Below are 14,132 nucleotides of genomic sequence, written 5' to 3'. Positions count from 1 at the left end.
CATGTTTTTGTTACTTTAAATTTGATACCCCAAGGTTCGTTGCGAATTTTTCGCTAAGAAAGAAACAGAAAATTGTCCCAATAGCTATTTGAATAGATGTTATGTTTTCTATGGCATCATGTAGCATGTAATTGCCTGATATATTGCCAGAGAAGATTACTGATCCTAATATATATGCTAAACATGCTTCAATAGATAAATATTTTTCTGTCGGTTTAATAAACCGCATGGTTGCGCATATTCCCATTAAAATGGCACTAGCAGAAACTGGCAGAGACGACTCTTTCAGAGAAAGCCAAAACATAGGCCATGAAAAATATGGCCCTGAGCTTTCGATTAATCCTGCAATTGCTAGAGCAATTGCGGAAAGAATGAATCCTGGGATTGCGAAAAGGAACGAGATCATATCTGATAGTGTTTTTATTAAAATAATTAACATACACTTTCCACGTGCCGCTGTCATCTGCATGTTGCATACCACCCGACCGTCAAGTTGACAGTCTGTGTCCCTGAGCTGGACAGCACGGGGGGCTGGAACCGGATGTGGTAGAACTGCCATGGTGTAGCCACGGTTGCGGTGGCAAAAAGTTGGTAGATTTTCATGGTGCCAATAAGCTATTTTTAATCAATTGGTTATTTTTAGAGTGTTCCCCGCGGGTGCGGGGATGAACCGGATTGCCAGTTGCTTCGACGCCAGAACAGCGCGTGTTCCCCGCGGGTGCGGGGATGAACCGCCAAGTACACAGTCCCCGCCGGTTCTTGCATCGTGTTCCCCGCGGGTGCGGGGATGAACCGAATGCCGATGCGCTGTCGTTCGACGAGCATATGTGTTCCCCGCGGGTGCGGGGATGAACCGTCGATGAACCGGTTCTCGGCGCCGATGCGCTGGTGTTCCCCGCGGGTGCGGGGATGAACCGCACCGTACGCGGGACGCGTTCCGCGAACTGCTGGTGTTCCCCGCGGGTGCGGGGATGAACCGCCCGTGAGCGGCCCGCCTCACCGCGCTTGAGAGCAGGATGCAGATGCCGCTGCTGCTCGAATGATTCGGCGGCAGATGCCTATGCAGCGTGTTCGGCGTGCTCTTCGATGGCTTCGGCTACCCACTCATTCAGGCTTTTGCCCTGAGCGGCCGCAGAAATGGCGGCGGCGGAGTGAGTGGCCGGATCAATGCGTACGTTGAACCTTCCGGAATAGGACTTGTAGGGCTCGATACCCTTTTCCGCACACATATCCAAGTAGACCCGGAGAGAGGTTTCGCCCTCGGCCTTGAGGCTGGTGACGTCAGCCGCATAAAAGTCGGCTCCACCGCTCAGCCCGATGAACTCGCCGCGGAACATCTCGATTTCGGGATCGTAGGCGATGACGGCCTTCTGGCCGTTGATGATCATGATGTTGTTCATGGCTTGACTCCGTTTTCTTCCAACCACTTGCGGACTGATGCTACGGCACCCTTGTCTGTCTCCGGTGACGGGTGGGGCCGATGAAACACGCGCACCGACCCGAACAGCGTCACGCCGATGCGAGATCCTTCGCGCTCTTCGACGTCGGCGCCCAGCTCGACGAGCAGGGCCTCAATTTCTTTCCAGCGGATGTTGCCGCTGACTGGGCGCTTGAAGATCAGCTCTAGCGTGGATTGGTATTTGCGTTTCATCGCTTAATGGTACCAAATTGTAGTACCAAGTAAAGCCATGATATGGGTAGATGCGATAGTCGGTGGGCTGCTCCTAGCGGCCTGCATGCCGTTGACACGCCGCCCGTCCATGGCGATACTGCGCGCAAGAGTGTCGTAACTCGATTGCAGCCGGATCGCCCCACGCCCGTCAGCCGTGGATTTTTTGCGCCCGTAGTCCGTCCGGACTGCTGGCAGCCCAGCCGATCAATGGCCGGGAGGGTGACGGATACAAGACCCGTAAGGGGAAGAAGTCCAGCGTGCTGCACGCTTACGAACCTCCCGGCCACCCTCATTCCGAGCGTGGTCAACCCGTGTCGTAACGGAGCAGATCATGAACGCAACCCTCTCTCTCGTCCCGCAAGACGTCATCAGCATCATCAACAACGAGCCGCGCACCACCTCTCTGAAGGTGGCTGAAGTGTTCGGCAAGCTGCACAAGAACGTGATGCAGAAGATCGAAAGCCTTGATTGCTCACCTGAGTTTGCGTCGGCTAACTTTTCAGCCAACGTGGAAAATCAGGCAGTTGGCACATCTCGGCGCGACATGAAGTACTACGAGATGACGAAGGACGGGTTCATGTTCCTGGTCATGGGGTTCACCGGCAAGAAGGCCGCACAGATCAAGGAGGCGTACATCAACGCCTTTAACTGGATGGCTGCGCAACTGTTCGGCAGGCCGGTCGCAGCCAAGACCACTACCGACGCTCGTACCCCGCTGCGCGCCGCCGTGAGCATGCTGGTCGGGAAACGGTCTCTGATGTACCCAGACGCCTACGCGCTGGTCCATCAGCGGTTCGGCGTCGAGCATATCGACCAGTTGGCGCCGGAGCAGATCGGTCAGGCTGTCGAGTACGTCCACCGGCTGGTGCTGGAAGGCGAGGTGCTGCCGGCAGAGAAGAAGGGCGCATACCACTTCCCCAAGGAGACCGCTGCGCCGCATGACTTCGAGCGCCGGGCATTCATCAACGTGAACATGACGCCGGACGTGCTGCTGGACAGCAGGAACCGCGCGCCTGAACTGGAGCTGATTGAGGCTCTTGAGCGTGACGGCCACGACGTGGCCGGCGCCAAGATTCGCATTCTGGCGCTGAGAGACGCCGCAGCGTGGCAGGTGAAATTGCTGGCGATGATGGAGGATGTGCGCTGGAGGCTTGGCCATCAGGCTGACAGGATCAGGCAATGCACCGACCAGCGCGGCATGAACGTGGTATTCGACAAGAAGCCCACCAAGAAGATGGTGGCCGCAGCGCAAGGGGCGCTCCCGCTCGGTTCTGCGTAGCCGCCTGACTGAACACACAGCCCGCCTGTCCTAGCGACAGCGCGGGTTTTTTTATGTCCACCGCCCGGCCCTGCGCCGGGCTTTTTCATGGAGGGGTCATGACAGCAAACAATGACTATTTCGATCACCCGAACCGTAATGACCGGCTGGTCGATGGTGATACTGCCCGGGCTCGGGATGTGAACAAGCTGTTCGATGCGGTTAGTTCGGCGTTCACCGCTGTCGAAACGGATCTGAGCAAAACAATCACGCTCCCGGACGGCGCGACGACTGCCAGCATTCCGCCAGCACCAGCAGACCGTGCGCATCAACTGCTGGCGTTTGATTCCAGCGGCAATGTAACTGTGCTGCCGGGCGGAGGCCCGAGCGTCCGGGCGGGAAAGATGCTGATTTATGACCAGAACGGTAACCCGGTGCTGCAGATGGCGATCGACACTGCCACCGTACAGTCGGTGTACAGCGCGGCGGCAGCCGCAGCGGCTTCGCAGGTTTCGGCGTCCGCCAGCCAGGGTGCCGCAGCGGCCAGTGCAAGTCTGGCGCAGGAATGGGCATCCAGCGCAGCCGGGTTTGCTGCAGCTGCAGATTCTGCGCGGCTGCAGGCGGCGGCAGTGGCCGAATCGGTCGCTGACGGGCCGGTGGTGTCGGTCAATGGGCATCACGGCGCCGTGACCCTGAGCGCTGCCGATGTCGGCCTGTCTCATGTCGACAATACCGCCGATGTGGATAAGCCGATCAGTGACGCCCAGCGTACGGAGCTGGATGCACTGCGCCAGTACGTCGACCAGAACAAAACCACTCTCGCCACCATCCAGGCGGCAGCCCTGTCTTTCTGAGGATTCATCATGGCAAAAACTTTTACTGCCCCATTCGCGCAAACTCCGCGCACCGCTACCGCTGTCGTCACGGCGGCGGCCGGCGCGCTGACGACTGATTCTCCGACCGGCGTTGTCGAGCTGCTGACCGCCGGCGCTGACGGCGCGATCCTGACCAGGCTGACGGCCATGCCGCGTGCGACCGTCACGGCATCGTCGCTGCTGCTGTTTCTGTCGTCTGACGGTGGCGTGACAAAACGGCTGATTGATTCCGAGCTGATGACTGCACAGACCGTGTCCACAACTTCGGCTATCGCGGAGACGACGTTCGCGAATTACAGCGAGGTCGCGCCGCTGCGGATCGGTGCCGGTGACAAGCTCTATGTTGGGAGCCAGGTCGCGCTGGCCGGTGGGATTGTGTTTAAGGCGGAGTGGACGGACTTCTGATGCCATATCCATACGGGATGAAAGACAGCATAAGCGGGCTGCAGCATCGTCGAGGTCGCCGACGCGAGCTGATGCCGGCAATGACGACCAATCTCACAGGACCTCGCAACGGCCCGTATTTGAAGCCCGGCGACAACTTCTTCTTGACTGATACAGGCCTCACAAAATGGGAGGTTCCCGCAGATGGTGTGTACGAGGTTGTGCTGGTCGGCGCTGGCGGATTGGGTGGAGGCCGGTTTTCTGCCGGCAATGGTGCTGGCGGTGGTAGCGGCTACATTTTCGGCATTGAAGTGCGCCTGTATGCAGGCCAGCGCATTGATATTGGCATTGGTGTGATGTCATTTACGTCGGACCCAGGCACTAAAACCATTTTCGGCCGATTTGAAGCTAACGCCGGCGAAAGAGGGGGCAATTCATTGGTTTCTGATGGCGGGCGCGGTGGCAATGGCGGACGCGGCGGCCAAGGTGGCGGCAATTTCTATGGCGGTGATGGGGCGCCGGGAGATGGCGGCCTATCTGACACCACCAACCCGTACTACAGCTATCTATCTGGTGCTGGAGCCACCGGCGGATCTGCCGCTAGAGGCAGCGGAGGGGCTGGTGGTGGCGGGTATCGCAAAGGGAATTTTGGTCGTGGTGGCAATGGAGGAACCGATATTAATTCTGGTGGAACCCCCGCTCTCGATGGCTGCATCGACATAACGTATTTGCGCCCATAAAGGACAAGACAAATCATGATCAAAATCCAATCCGGCATCGCCAGGCGCGAGCCGGTCCCGGCATTCCTGATTGGCCTCGCGCCGGAATCGCTGCTCGACCTGTCGTGGACTGATCCGGCGTTGGGCGTGCGCGACTGTGCGTGGTGGCCGGCTGAATATGCCGACACTCCATACGACGACAGCACGCAACGCCTCGGTGCCGAGCAGCTGACTCCAGACCCGGGCCGGCATGTGGTGGTCGTATCCCGTGAGGTCGTGCCGCTGACCGGTGATGAGATTGCGGCAGAGATGGAGGCTCGAAGCACAGCAGAGGCGACGGCCGTCCGTATGCAGCGTGATGCACTAATCGCTACTACAGACTATCTGCTGATGCCGGATTACCCGATTGATGACAAGCGGTTGGCCGATGTGCGTGCCTACCGCCAAGCGCTGCGCGACGTGCCGCTGCAAACCGGGTTCCCGCAGGCCATCGACTGGCCGACGTCACCGATCATCACCGAGTAACGGGCCGCTTGTCAGTTCCACTTGAGCCACGCCGGGTTGCTATCTAAATTCACTGTGACCCCACCGCATGGGCCGGTGCGAGGTCAAGTGGCCCCGGTTTGTGATGCAGATCGGGGCCTCTTCATGTGCCCTCAGCGCGGGCTGACCAGCGGTTGTTGTTTTTAGCGCGCAGGGGCCGGAATGCCTGCCGGCTTATGCCAAGATTAGATCTCCAACCGAGAGGAGGCACGCTATGGGGTTGAAAGAAGGTGATCATGTGTTGCATGCCGAGTCAGGCGCCGAGTTGGTCTTTCTCCGCGAAGTGAAATTTGACGAATTCATCAAACCTGTGCTCTGCGCCTCTCTGGATGTGCGTGGCGCGCGCGTGGTGGTCGAGCAAACTGACCTTGTCGCTCGTCCTCCAAGAGCGTGGGCGAATGTGCCAAGCGTAATACCTATTTCGGAGTAATTATTTCTCAAGCACATAACCCGCCTTGAGCGGATTATTTCTTCAGGCCCGCACAAAGCGGGCCTTTTTGTTTGCCCGCCGCGTGCGGGCTTTTTCACGTCCGAGGGGACTGTATGAGAGACAACGCACTGGAGGTGACAACCTCGACGGTCGCCAGCAAGGTGACCTATGGCGGTGCTGGCGGAACGATGCTCGGCTGGCTGCTGAGCAGTGAGGGCGTGGCGCTTATTGGCCTGCTGGTTGCTGTTGGCGGCCTTGCCGTCAACTGGTACTACAAGATGCGGCAGGACCAGCGCGATCAGGCTGAGCATGCTGCGCGTATGCGGGAGCTGGAATGATGCCACCAGCCCTGAAAACCCGCATTGCGGCTGCCGTCGCCGGCGGCGCGCTGGCGATTGCCGTGCCGCTGACCGGCTATTTCGAGGGCCTGCGCCCCATGGCCTATCTCGATCCGGTCGGCATCCCGACGATCTGCTACGGCAGCACGGCCGGTGTGCGAATCGGTCAGCGCCGGTCGCAGGCCGAATGCGACCGGCTGCTGGCCGGCGAGCTGGGTCAGGCGCTGGCCGTGGTCGACCGCAGTGCGCGGGTACCGATGCCGGATACCCGCCGGGCGGCGCTGGCGTCGTTCGTCTACAACGTCGGGCCGGGCGCATACCAGCGTTCGACCCTGCTGCGCCGGCTGAACGGCGGTGACACTGTCGGCGGCTGCAACGAGCTGCTGCGCTGGAATCGTGCCGGCGGCCAGGTGCTACCCGGCCTGACTGCACGCCGTGAGGCGGAGAGGGAACTATGTCTGATGCACTGATCCGATGGATTGCCGGCGCGCTGGCTGTCCTTGCGCTGCTGGCCGGCGTCTGGTGGCACGGCTGGCACACCCGCGACCAGCAGGCCGAGCGCGCCGTCCAGGACAAGGCGCTGGCGGAGGCCCGCCAGGCGCTGACCGACTTCCGCACCGAGTCCAACCGCCTGAACTCCATCGCCGGCGACATCCAGCAACGCGTCGACCAGATCAACACCAACGCCACCCGGCACACCACGGAGTACCGTACCTATGCGATGCAGAATCCCTTGCCTGCCGATTGCCGTTTTGATGCTGAGCGCCTGCGCCGCATCCAGTCCGCCATCGATGATGCCAATACAGCCATCGCTGCCAGCCAATCTGGCGGCGCCAGCACCACAGATCGAACGCCCGACCAGCGATAACCCGGATGATCTGGTCGAGCGCTATCTGGTTCTGGTGCGACAGTATGTGGTCTGTGTCGTGGAACGGGCAGGGCTGCAACAAGCCGTCACACCATAATGCTGATGCCCTCTCTATGCAGACCCGCCGGACCGTTCAGAAGGGGGGGCAGCACCCAGTTTCTGGCTTTGCGAGTTCACCAGATTGGGCTATCTTCGGGCGGCAGGGAGCGCTGATCCTGCAGCAACTTATTAATGCGATCATGCAAGCCTTGCCGGTACAAGGTTCCACCGATGTGCACCAGAGTAGCAAGGTCATTATCTGACAGGCGCTCCGCTGTTACATCAATCCAACTTGCCAGGACTGCAATGGCGTCCTCAATGGCAGATTCGTCCTCCGCCATATCCAGCAACTCTGCCTGAGCCTCAAATTGCTCGATGATGGGATGCCGGTCATTCATGTTTGTTTCTCCAAATCCATCGGGGGAGAAGCTGCGCGGTTCCTTCAGCTCTTACGACCGATAGCGGCCAAGGCCAATCGGATTCCCTCGCTGGCGTTGCCACCACCTAGCGCCACCGCATGCTGATGGCTGGGGACATCCAGATAGACGGATATGCGCTTCCCGCCCTCTAGCACCCTAGGGTGCCCCGTCTTAGGCCACTTGATTTCATCCAGACGGCCGCGCCAGTAGTGCTCTTGCCCCGGTCGATGATGAAAGCGGTGGTGAGCGAGCTGGGTTCGGTTGCAGTTCAAGACAGCAGAGAACGGTTTGCCATCGAAGTCAGTACGCTCTATGAGCGCCGCAAATGCTTGGGCTGCGGCAGATGCATCTTTTGTGATGGTGACTGAGCTCGGGACGACTTGTTGGTCCGGATTACGCAAAAAGACACGGTACATGGTGGCCGCTTCCCCTTTGTTGGCGCCATTGGTCCCGCCGGCCAGTGTTCTTGAGGCGGTGCCGCATAGAGAAAGATTAGCTACTGGGAGACGCTGACGCGAGCGACAAAAGGTGTTGTCTGCTGAGCGGTACGAGATCACGTGAGACGCCGACGTCGGCTTTCGCGATACAGCGTTCCACCGATGCAGATCAGGGCCGCAATGTCGTGCTGCTGCAGACGAGGTTCCGCCATCTCAATCCAGCCTGCGAGCATAGCAATGGCATCTTCGAGGTTGGATGAGTCTTCAGCAAAGTCCAGCATCTTGGCTTGAACTTCGAATTGGGAAAGTACAGGGGGGTAATTTTCCATGGAAACCTCTGATCAGGGCTATCAGAAGCACATTAGCCCGGACGAGCTCTCATTGCGAGCGATGGGCCACGAGGGTGGCATCAAGATGATCGGACCAATCCTGCATCATTTGACGCCGTTCTGGGAGAAACTCGGCATGGTTATAGGCCGCCTTGACCTTATTGCGCTCCATGTGAGCGAGCTGCCGTTCAATAACCAAGTCCGGGTAGCCGAGCTCATGCAGCATGGTCGATGCCGTTGAACGGAACCCGTGGCCGGAAACGACGCCCTTGAAGCCAATGAATTCAATAACCCGATTGATGGTTGTGGCCGTGATGGAGTCATCAGGACGCCGGGTGTTTGGAAACACATGTGCACGGTGGCCGGTGAGCTTTTGAAGATTCGTCAGAAGGGCTACGGCCTGACGAGACAGCGGAACGATATGTTCCGTTCGCATCTTCATTTTCTCGGCCGGGATGCGCCAGACCGCGGCGGCAAGGTCAATGTCCGCCCACTCGGCTCGCCGGACCTCGATGGTGCGGACAAACGTCATCATCATGAGCTGGGTGGCGGGCTTGGCGACGCCGTAGCCGTGATATGCGTCCAGCGCCGCTAGGAACGCCGGCAGAGTATCAGGACGTAATGGCTTGTGGTGATTGACACCATTGACCTTCACGATCCCTGCCAGCGGGACCGTCGGGTCACTCTCGCAGGCCAGAGAGGCAATGCCATGACGAAACACGGCGCCGATCCACTGTCTGGCGTTTCTGGCGACGGTCGGGGCCCGGCGTTTGATGATCGGCTTGAGCACGGCCAGGACTTGTGCAGAGCTGATGCTCCGGATTGGCAGGGATCCAATTTTCGGCAGGATGTCAGCGTTCATTGTGGTGGTGACCTGCCGTCTGTAGGTCGCGCTCCAGCCATGGTTTGCCTCAATCCACGCGTCAGCCACTGACTGGAAGGTATTGCTGTTTTCCTGAATCCTGGATGCGATGGAGGCTTTTTTGGCTTGGTTTGGGTTGATCCCCTGGGCGACGAGTTGCCGCGCATCCTCTAGGCGCTGGCGAGCCTCAGACAGGCTGACAGCAGGATAGTCTCCGAGGGTGAACATATTGGCATTACCATCCAGCCGGAACCGGTAGCGCCATATCTTCTGCCCGGACGGCCGGACCTCAATCGCGAGCCCTTTGGCGTCAGATAAACGGAAGACTTTGTCCGTCGGTTTGGCTTGTCTTACCTTGGCGTCTGAGAGCATTTTAGAGTCAGTGTGAGTAACGGTTGGTTACTCACAATCTTACTCACTTTCTGGCGCGATGGAGTGGTTCGGCATGACTAATTCTGATGCATGCCTCTCAGCAAACCCTTGCTGCGCAAGGCTATGAAGACATGGATTGACCCCGCATGTAGTGCTGATGCCGCGTTTCGATCATCAGAAGCATATGCAGTACCAAAGCCTTATTCTGTCTAGTGTTGCGCCGGCATGCCGCCCGTCCTGTGGGCTGCCCGTTCTGCCGCGAACCGGGCCGGATGCCGGTGGAAGATCACCGCCAGCATACCATTGCGTTATATGCCGATGCAGTCTCCACTATCCATTTGTCGACGGCCCCGTCAAGTCGGCGTGGTGGCTGACCGCTCAGCACCGGTCGGGCGTGCCCGGGCTGCGTCGGAGCGCAGCGGCTCGTCGACTTGCGTGCTCCCGTCGCTGTCGGCCCGCTCTGAGCCGCGGGGCATCGTCAGGTTGTTTGCCGACGGTTGTCGCGTCTTGCTGCGCGGGCCATCCGGGACCGGATAAAACCGGGCATCCATCCCGGAGAAAACATTCGCGCGACATTCTCCGGCAGCAGGGCTGACATTTCTTGAATCAGGCCGGAACCCTGCTATATTGGGAGTGCCCCCGCGTTGAAAACGCATCCGTGGGGACCGGGAAGGCCTCGACTGCGAGCTGTGCAGTTCGAGGCCTTCCCGTTTTGTTTGTGCACGGGCAGCCGCTTATTCATGCAGCCCCCTCAGCACCACGACACGGCGGCCGGCTTCATTGCTGTCCTGCCGCCACGGATTGCAGTCACTATCGTCTCTGGTCGGCACCCACTCCGGGCCACTTGCACTGCCGACATCGAGAATGACGGAGCCTTCCTGCCCGCCCGGGGGGCGGAACGTGGTTTTGTTGATGCACACCGGCCGCTGGCCGTGGCCCGCGGCGATCAGGTCTCCAAGTATCTGGTGAAGCCGGGCTACGGTCATCGGCATGCCGAACCACCTTTCTGCATGATCTTGCCGTCAATATTGCGCTCCGGGTTCCGCATCGGGCAAACGGGAATCGCGGATCAAAGGTGAGAATGAGTGTGCTTATGGCAGTGAATGATTATCACCTGACGAATTTTCCATGGCATAGCGCTGCAAATCGAATTTCATTATCAATTGCCGTGAATGGATCGAATAAACCATTCATTCTGCTTTCAGTATTGGCTGGATAGACTTGGAAATGCCCCATGCCATTTTTAACTGAATATCAAACAGAATACAGACCATGCATTTTGAAAATATCCGTGATGACACCGAAGTTTCCGCCGGGTTGCTGATCGAACGGGCCCGCGTGGCATCCAGGAGCACCTGGGTCAGCGTCGTCGTCAATCTGTGCCTGACGCTCGCGCAAGTCGGCGTGGGCATCCTGGCCAGGTCGCAGGGGCTGATTGCCGACGGGATTCACTCGCTGTCGGACCTGGTTGCCGACTTCGTGGTGCTGTTTGCCAGTCACCACAGCAAGAAGGAGGCGGACGAAGGGCATCCCTATGGTCATCAGCGCTTCGAGACTGCGGCCTCCCTGGTCCTTGGCCTGCTGCTGCTGGCGGTTGGCGTGGGCATGCTGTGGTCGGCCGTGCGCAAGCTGGAGGCGCCGGAAACCGTGGCCCAGGTGCACATCATTGCACTGTATGCCGCCGGAGGGGCGTTGCTGGCGAAGGAGCTGCTGTTCCGTTACATGCTGGCGGCTGCGAGGAAAGTGAAGTCCAGCATGCTGGTGGCCAACGCCTGGCATGCCCGCTCCGATGCGGCGTCTTCACTGGTGGTTGGCATCGGCATTATCGGCAATCTGGCCGGTTACCCGATTCTGGACCCGATTGCCGCCCTGATCGTCGGACTGATGGTCGCCAGGATGGGATGGACGTTCGGCTGGAGCGCGCTGCACGACCTCATGGACCATGCGGTGGACGAGCAGGAATTGCAGGCTATCCGGCAGACGCTGACCGGAACGCCCGGTGTGCACGATATCCATGATGTCCGTACCCGGAAGATGGGCGACATGATTGTCGTGGACGTCCACATCGAGGTCGATGCCGGCAAGAGCGTGGCCGAAGGGCACGACATTGCCGTGCTTGCCAGGCAGCGCGTGCTGCAACGCCATCCGGTATTGAACGTGATGACCCATGTGGACCCATGGCGGCCTGCCTCTCCGCCGGACGTGGAACGGACGCCAGGCCTCCCCGATCCAGTCAAGGCAACGGAATAAAACATTGTGCTGTTTATGTAAACTGACTATCAATTGTAAGTGCCATAGGGCTGTGTCATCAGCAAGGAATCAGGTGCGGGAATGAGGCGCTTCAGACAAGGTGAGCGGGTCGTGCATGTGGAGTCGGGTGCCGAACTGGTCTGTCTGGAAAACGCCATCGCGATCGAAGGGTTTTCCTGCCCGGTTCTGTGCACAGCGCAGGACAGCTATGGGGCCAGGGTTATCGTCGACGAATGCGACCTTGAGGCCCGCCCGGTTTCACTGCGGGACGGCTGTTCAGAAGCACAAAATGAGGGGCCGGGCGCGTGTCGGGTCCGGCGCCGGCACCATTTCAGCATCGCCATGGAAAAACAATTCGCATTGCGGGAAAAAGCGGGAAAAAATTTTCATGGATGGCATAGACTGTAGATGACATACGGCTATCCCTCTCTGAAAGGAATGTCCATGGCTACCCAGCCCAATACCCCCATCGACTGCCCGGTGTGCAAGGGCAGCACCTTCAAGCCTGCGGACAAGGCGGACAGCTTTGTCTGCACCCACTGCGGACATCTGCTGAAAGCCGGAGCGATTCGCGAGATCACGCGCGTGCAGGCCGAGAACCTGTTCGCCGGTTTTCTGGGCGGGGCAGTTCGCCACTGATGACAGCGGCCCGGCCTCCCGCAAGGGAGACCGGGCCGTGACGGGCATGCCGGCCGGGATGGCGCTGGCTAGACCCTGAACTGGGCGATGGTGGTCAGCATCCGCTGTGCCTGTTCGTTCAGGTTGGCGGCGGTGGCCGAGTTGTTCTGCGAGCTGGAATGGCTTTCTTCGGCCATCTGCGCCACGCGCTCGATCTGCTGGGCGATATTGGTGCTGGCCATCGACTGTTCGCGCATCGAGTGCGAGATCTCGGCAATCTGACCGACCGTGCCGCCGGTGCGGTCGAGAATGCGCTGGATGGCCTCGGTCGCCTGGTTGGCGGCAGCCATGCCGGTTTCGACCTGGCTCACGACATTTTGCATTGAGGTCACGGTCTGATTCGCATCGCTCTGCATCGACGATACGGTGCCGGTGATTTCCTGGGTCGAGATCGCCGTGCGTTCGGCCAGTTTGCGCACCTCGTCGGCGACCACGGCGAAGCCGCGACCGGTTTCGCCGGCACGGGCGGCTTCGATGGCCGCATTCAACGCCAGCAGGTTGGTCTGTTCGGCGATGTCCTTGATCACGCCGACCACGGTGCCGATCGACGTGGTCTTTTCCTTCAGCTGTTCGATCTGGGTGGCCGCGTGTCTGACGCTGTCCGAGGTGCTGCGGATCATGCCGATGGTGTCATTGATGACGGCAGCGCCGATGGCCGCCTCTTCGCCTGCTTCACGGGCGCTCTGGTCGGCCTGGGCCGAACGGTCGGCCACATGGTTGACGCTGACCGTCATCTGCTCGACCGCGGCCGACATGCTGGAGGTCGATTCGCTGACCTGTTCGACCGCCTGTGACATCTGCACCGAGGAACTGGCGACTTCCGATGCATGCCCGCCGACACTCTGGCCGATCCGGGTCAGCTCGACGAAGCTGGTCTGCAGCATCTGCAGCAGCTGGTTGAAGCGTGCGGCGATATGGGCAATCTCGTCCTTGCCGCTGTCGTCGACGCGCAGGGTCAGATTGCGTTCGCTGGTGATCTCGGCAATTTTCCGGTCGAGCTGGCTCAGGGTGCGCTTGACGCTCAGCGCCACCCACAAGCTGGCACCGGTGATCAATGCCAGCAGCAGGACACCAAGCGCCATCAGCGCCTGCTTTGCGCTCTGGCCCGCGGCAATCGCATCGCTGCCTGCCTGCGTGCCCTGCTGCTTGTTGAATTCCACCATCTTGTCGATGGCGGCGTAGGCCTCGGTGGCGACCGGGGAAACGGTCGACTTGCTGAATTCGAGAGCGGCTGCGCTGCCTTCGGCCGTGCCCTTGTCGGACAGGGCGAGGAAGGTGTCCATCAGCTGCTGCCACTTTTTCACGGCGGCGATGGTGGCATCGGTATTGGCACGGTCTTCGTCATTGGTGGCCAGCGTGGCCTTGTAGCTGTCCAGTTCCTTCAGCAGCTGGTCGACGTTTTTCTGGATCTCGGCTTTGGCTTCCTGCTTGCTCGCGGCATCCTGGGCGGCGGTATGCAGGGCCCCCTGGCGGCGTGCCTCAAGGTAGCGCGTCTTGACTTCTTCCGCCGCGATAATGGATGGCATGGCGTTTTGCGTCGCATCCACAACGTGTCCTTCCAGCTCGCGCATCTGCACATACAGTGTCCCCAGCATGGTCGTCAGGCCGATCAGGCTGATCAGGGTCATTCCGTACAGTTTGGTCGAGATTTTCATTCAG

At 59.6% G+C, this 14,132-nt stretch carries 21 protein-coding genes and 1 CRISPR repeat array; of the genes, 12 read left to right on the top strand and 9 right to left on the bottom strand.

Annotated features, from left to right (window positions below):
- Positions 1-10: 10 nt before the first annotated feature.
- The 3 genes from DFO50_RS18920 to DFO50_RS12430 form a co-directional block, all read right to left on the bottom strand.
- Positions 11-469 (bottom strand): hypothetical protein, encoded by a 459-nt coding sequence (locus DFO50_RS18920; protein ID WP_146745074.1) that lies wholly within the window; start codon positions 467-469, stop codon positions 11-13.
- Positions 470-644: 175 nt separating this feature from the next.
- Positions 645-979: direct repeats of the CRISPR family, unit length 29 nt; unit sequence GTGTTCCCCGCGGGTGCGGGGATGAACCG.
- A gap of 79 nt (positions 980-1,058) precedes the next feature.
- Positions 1,059-1,400: a type II toxin-antitoxin system HicB family antitoxin gene (locus tag DFO50_RS12435; RefSeq protein WP_112692616.1), complete on the bottom strand. Its 342-nt coding sequence runs from the start codon at positions 1,398-1,400 to the stop codon at positions 1,059-1,061.
- On the bottom strand, positions 1,397-1,651 hold the full coding sequence (locus tag DFO50_RS12430) for a type II toxin-antitoxin system HicA family toxin (RefSeq protein WP_112692615.1): 255 nt from the start codon (positions 1,649-1,651) through the stop codon (positions 1,397-1,399). Before DFO50_RS12430 ends, DFO50_RS12435 begins: the two co-directional genes overlap by 4 nt.
- A 352-nt stretch (positions 1,652-2,003) precedes the next feature.
- Here DFO50_RS12430 and DFO50_RS19585 point away from each other — a divergent pair, with 352 nt between their 5' ends.
- The 9 genes from DFO50_RS19585 to DFO50_RS12390 all read left to right on the top strand — a co-directional run bounded on the left by DFO50_RS19585 (position 2,004) and on the right by DFO50_RS12390 (position 7,087).
- A complete protein-coding gene (locus DFO50_RS19585) occupies positions 2,004-2,951 on the top strand; it encodes a Rha family transcriptional regulator (RefSeq protein ID WP_233495251.1) in 948 nt (315 codons plus the stop codon).
- Positions 2,952-3,049: 98 nt separating this feature from the next.
- Positions 3,050-3,784 carry a hypothetical protein gene (locus DFO50_RS12420; RefSeq protein ID WP_112692614.1) on the top strand — a complete coding sequence of 245 codons (735 nt, stop codon included), beginning with the start codon at positions 3,050-3,052 and terminating at the stop codon, positions 3,782-3,784.
- Between the two features lie 9 nt (positions 3,785-3,793).
- On the top strand, positions 3,794-4,210 hold the full coding sequence (locus DFO50_RS12415) for a hypothetical protein (protein WP_112692613.1): 417 nt from the start codon (positions 3,794-3,796) through the stop codon (positions 4,208-4,210).
- Between the two features lie 80 nt (positions 4,211-4,290).
- Positions 4,291-4,929, top strand: a complete 639-nt coding sequence (locus DFO50_RS18915) for a hypothetical protein (RefSeq protein ID WP_146745073.1) — start codon at positions 4,291-4,293, stop codon at positions 4,927-4,929.
- A gap of 15 nt (positions 4,930-4,944) precedes the next feature.
- Positions 4,945-5,433 (top strand): tail fiber assembly protein, encoded by a 489-nt coding sequence (locus DFO50_RS19395; RefSeq protein ID WP_199489825.1) that lies wholly within the window; start codon positions 4,945-4,947, stop codon positions 5,431-5,433.
- A gap of 232 nt (positions 5,434-5,665) precedes the next feature.
- Positions 5,666-5,881, top strand: coding sequence for a hypothetical protein (locus DFO50_RS18910; protein WP_146745072.1), 216 nt, complete (start codon positions 5,666-5,668; stop codon positions 5,879-5,881).
- A gap of 113 nt (positions 5,882-5,994) precedes the next feature.
- On the top strand, positions 5,995-6,219 hold the full coding sequence (locus tag DFO50_RS12400; protein ID WP_112692611.1) for a holin: 225 nt from the start codon (positions 5,995-5,997) through the stop codon (positions 6,217-6,219).
- On the top strand, positions 6,216-6,689 hold the full coding sequence (locus tag DFO50_RS12395) for a lysozyme (RefSeq protein ID WP_112692610.1): 474 nt from the start codon (positions 6,216-6,218) through the stop codon (positions 6,687-6,689). Before DFO50_RS12400 ends, DFO50_RS12395 begins: the two co-directional genes overlap by 4 nt.
- Positions 6,674-7,087, top strand: coding sequence for a hypothetical protein (locus DFO50_RS12390; RefSeq protein WP_112692609.1), 414 nt, complete (start codon positions 6,674-6,676; stop codon positions 7,085-7,087). Before DFO50_RS12395 ends, DFO50_RS12390 begins: the two co-directional genes overlap by 16 nt.
- Before the next feature lie 173 nt (positions 7,088-7,260).
- Here the strand turns inward: DFO50_RS12390 and DFO50_RS12385 are convergent, their stop codons facing one another.
- From DFO50_RS12385 to DFO50_RS12370, 5 genes are all read right to left on the bottom strand, one after another.
- Positions 7,261-7,524 (bottom strand): hypothetical protein, encoded by a 264-nt coding sequence (locus DFO50_RS12385; protein WP_107890130.1) that lies wholly within the window; start codon positions 7,522-7,524, stop codon positions 7,261-7,263.
- Between the two features lie 44 nt (positions 7,525-7,568).
- Positions 7,569-7,961 (bottom strand): hypothetical protein, encoded by a 393-nt coding sequence (locus DFO50_RS18905; protein WP_146745071.1) that lies wholly within the window; start codon positions 7,959-7,961, stop codon positions 7,569-7,571.
- A 137-nt stretch (positions 7,962-8,098) separates the two neighbouring features.
- Positions 8,099-8,311 carry a hypothetical protein gene (locus tag DFO50_RS12380; RefSeq protein ID WP_107890129.1) on the bottom strand — a complete coding sequence of 71 codons (213 nt, stop codon included), beginning with the start codon at positions 8,309-8,311 and terminating at the stop codon, positions 8,099-8,101.
- Positions 8,312-8,360: 49 nt separating this feature from the next.
- Complete coding sequence (locus DFO50_RS12375) at positions 8,361-9,545, bottom strand: integrase arm-type DNA-binding domain-containing protein (protein WP_112692608.1); 1,185 nt, start codon at positions 9,543-9,545, stop codon at positions 8,361-8,363.
- 734 nt (positions 9,546-10,279) lie between these two features.
- Positions 10,280-10,537 (bottom strand): hypothetical protein, encoded by a 258-nt coding sequence (locus tag DFO50_RS12370; protein ID WP_112692607.1) that lies wholly within the window; start codon positions 10,535-10,537, stop codon positions 10,280-10,282.
- A gap of 280 nt (positions 10,538-10,817) precedes the next feature.
- On the opposite strand from DFO50_RS12370, the gene DFO50_RS12365 reads away from it, so the two are divergent.
- The 3 genes from DFO50_RS12365 (at position 10,818) to DFO50_RS12355 (ending at position 12,434) form a co-directional block, all read left to right on the top strand.
- The gene (locus DFO50_RS12365) at positions 10,818-11,795 is read left to right on the top strand and encodes a cation diffusion facilitator family transporter (RefSeq protein ID WP_112692606.1); all 978 of its coding nucleotides are present in this window, start codon (positions 10,818-10,820) and stop codon (positions 11,793-11,795) included.
- 81 nt (positions 11,796-11,876) lie between these two features.
- The gene (locus DFO50_RS12360; protein WP_112692605.1) at positions 11,877-12,203 is read left to right on the top strand and encodes a hypothetical protein; all 327 of its coding nucleotides are present in this window, start codon (positions 11,877-11,879) and stop codon (positions 12,201-12,203) included.
- A 36-nt stretch (positions 12,204-12,239) separates the two neighbouring features.
- Complete coding sequence (locus tag DFO50_RS12355; RefSeq protein WP_107889919.1) at positions 12,240-12,434, top strand: hypothetical protein; 195 nt, start codon at positions 12,240-12,242, stop codon at positions 12,432-12,434.
- Between the two features lie 68 nt (positions 12,435-12,502).
- On the opposite strand, the gene DFO50_RS12350 is transcribed toward DFO50_RS12355, so the two are convergent.
- Entirely contained in the window at positions 12,503-14,128 is a 1,626-nt protein-coding gene (locus tag DFO50_RS12350; RefSeq protein ID WP_107889918.1) for a methyl-accepting chemotaxis protein, read from the bottom strand.
- Positions 14,129-14,132: the final 4 nt, after the last annotated feature.

Origin of the sequence: Microvirgula sp. AG722 (genome assembly GCF_003269145.1) — a bacterium.
Taxonomy (GTDB): Bacteria; Pseudomonadota; Gammaproteobacteria; order Burkholderiales; family Aquaspirillaceae; genus Microvirgula; species Microvirgula aerodenitrificans.
This window is presented reverse-complemented; position numbering and strand designations above follow the sequence as displayed.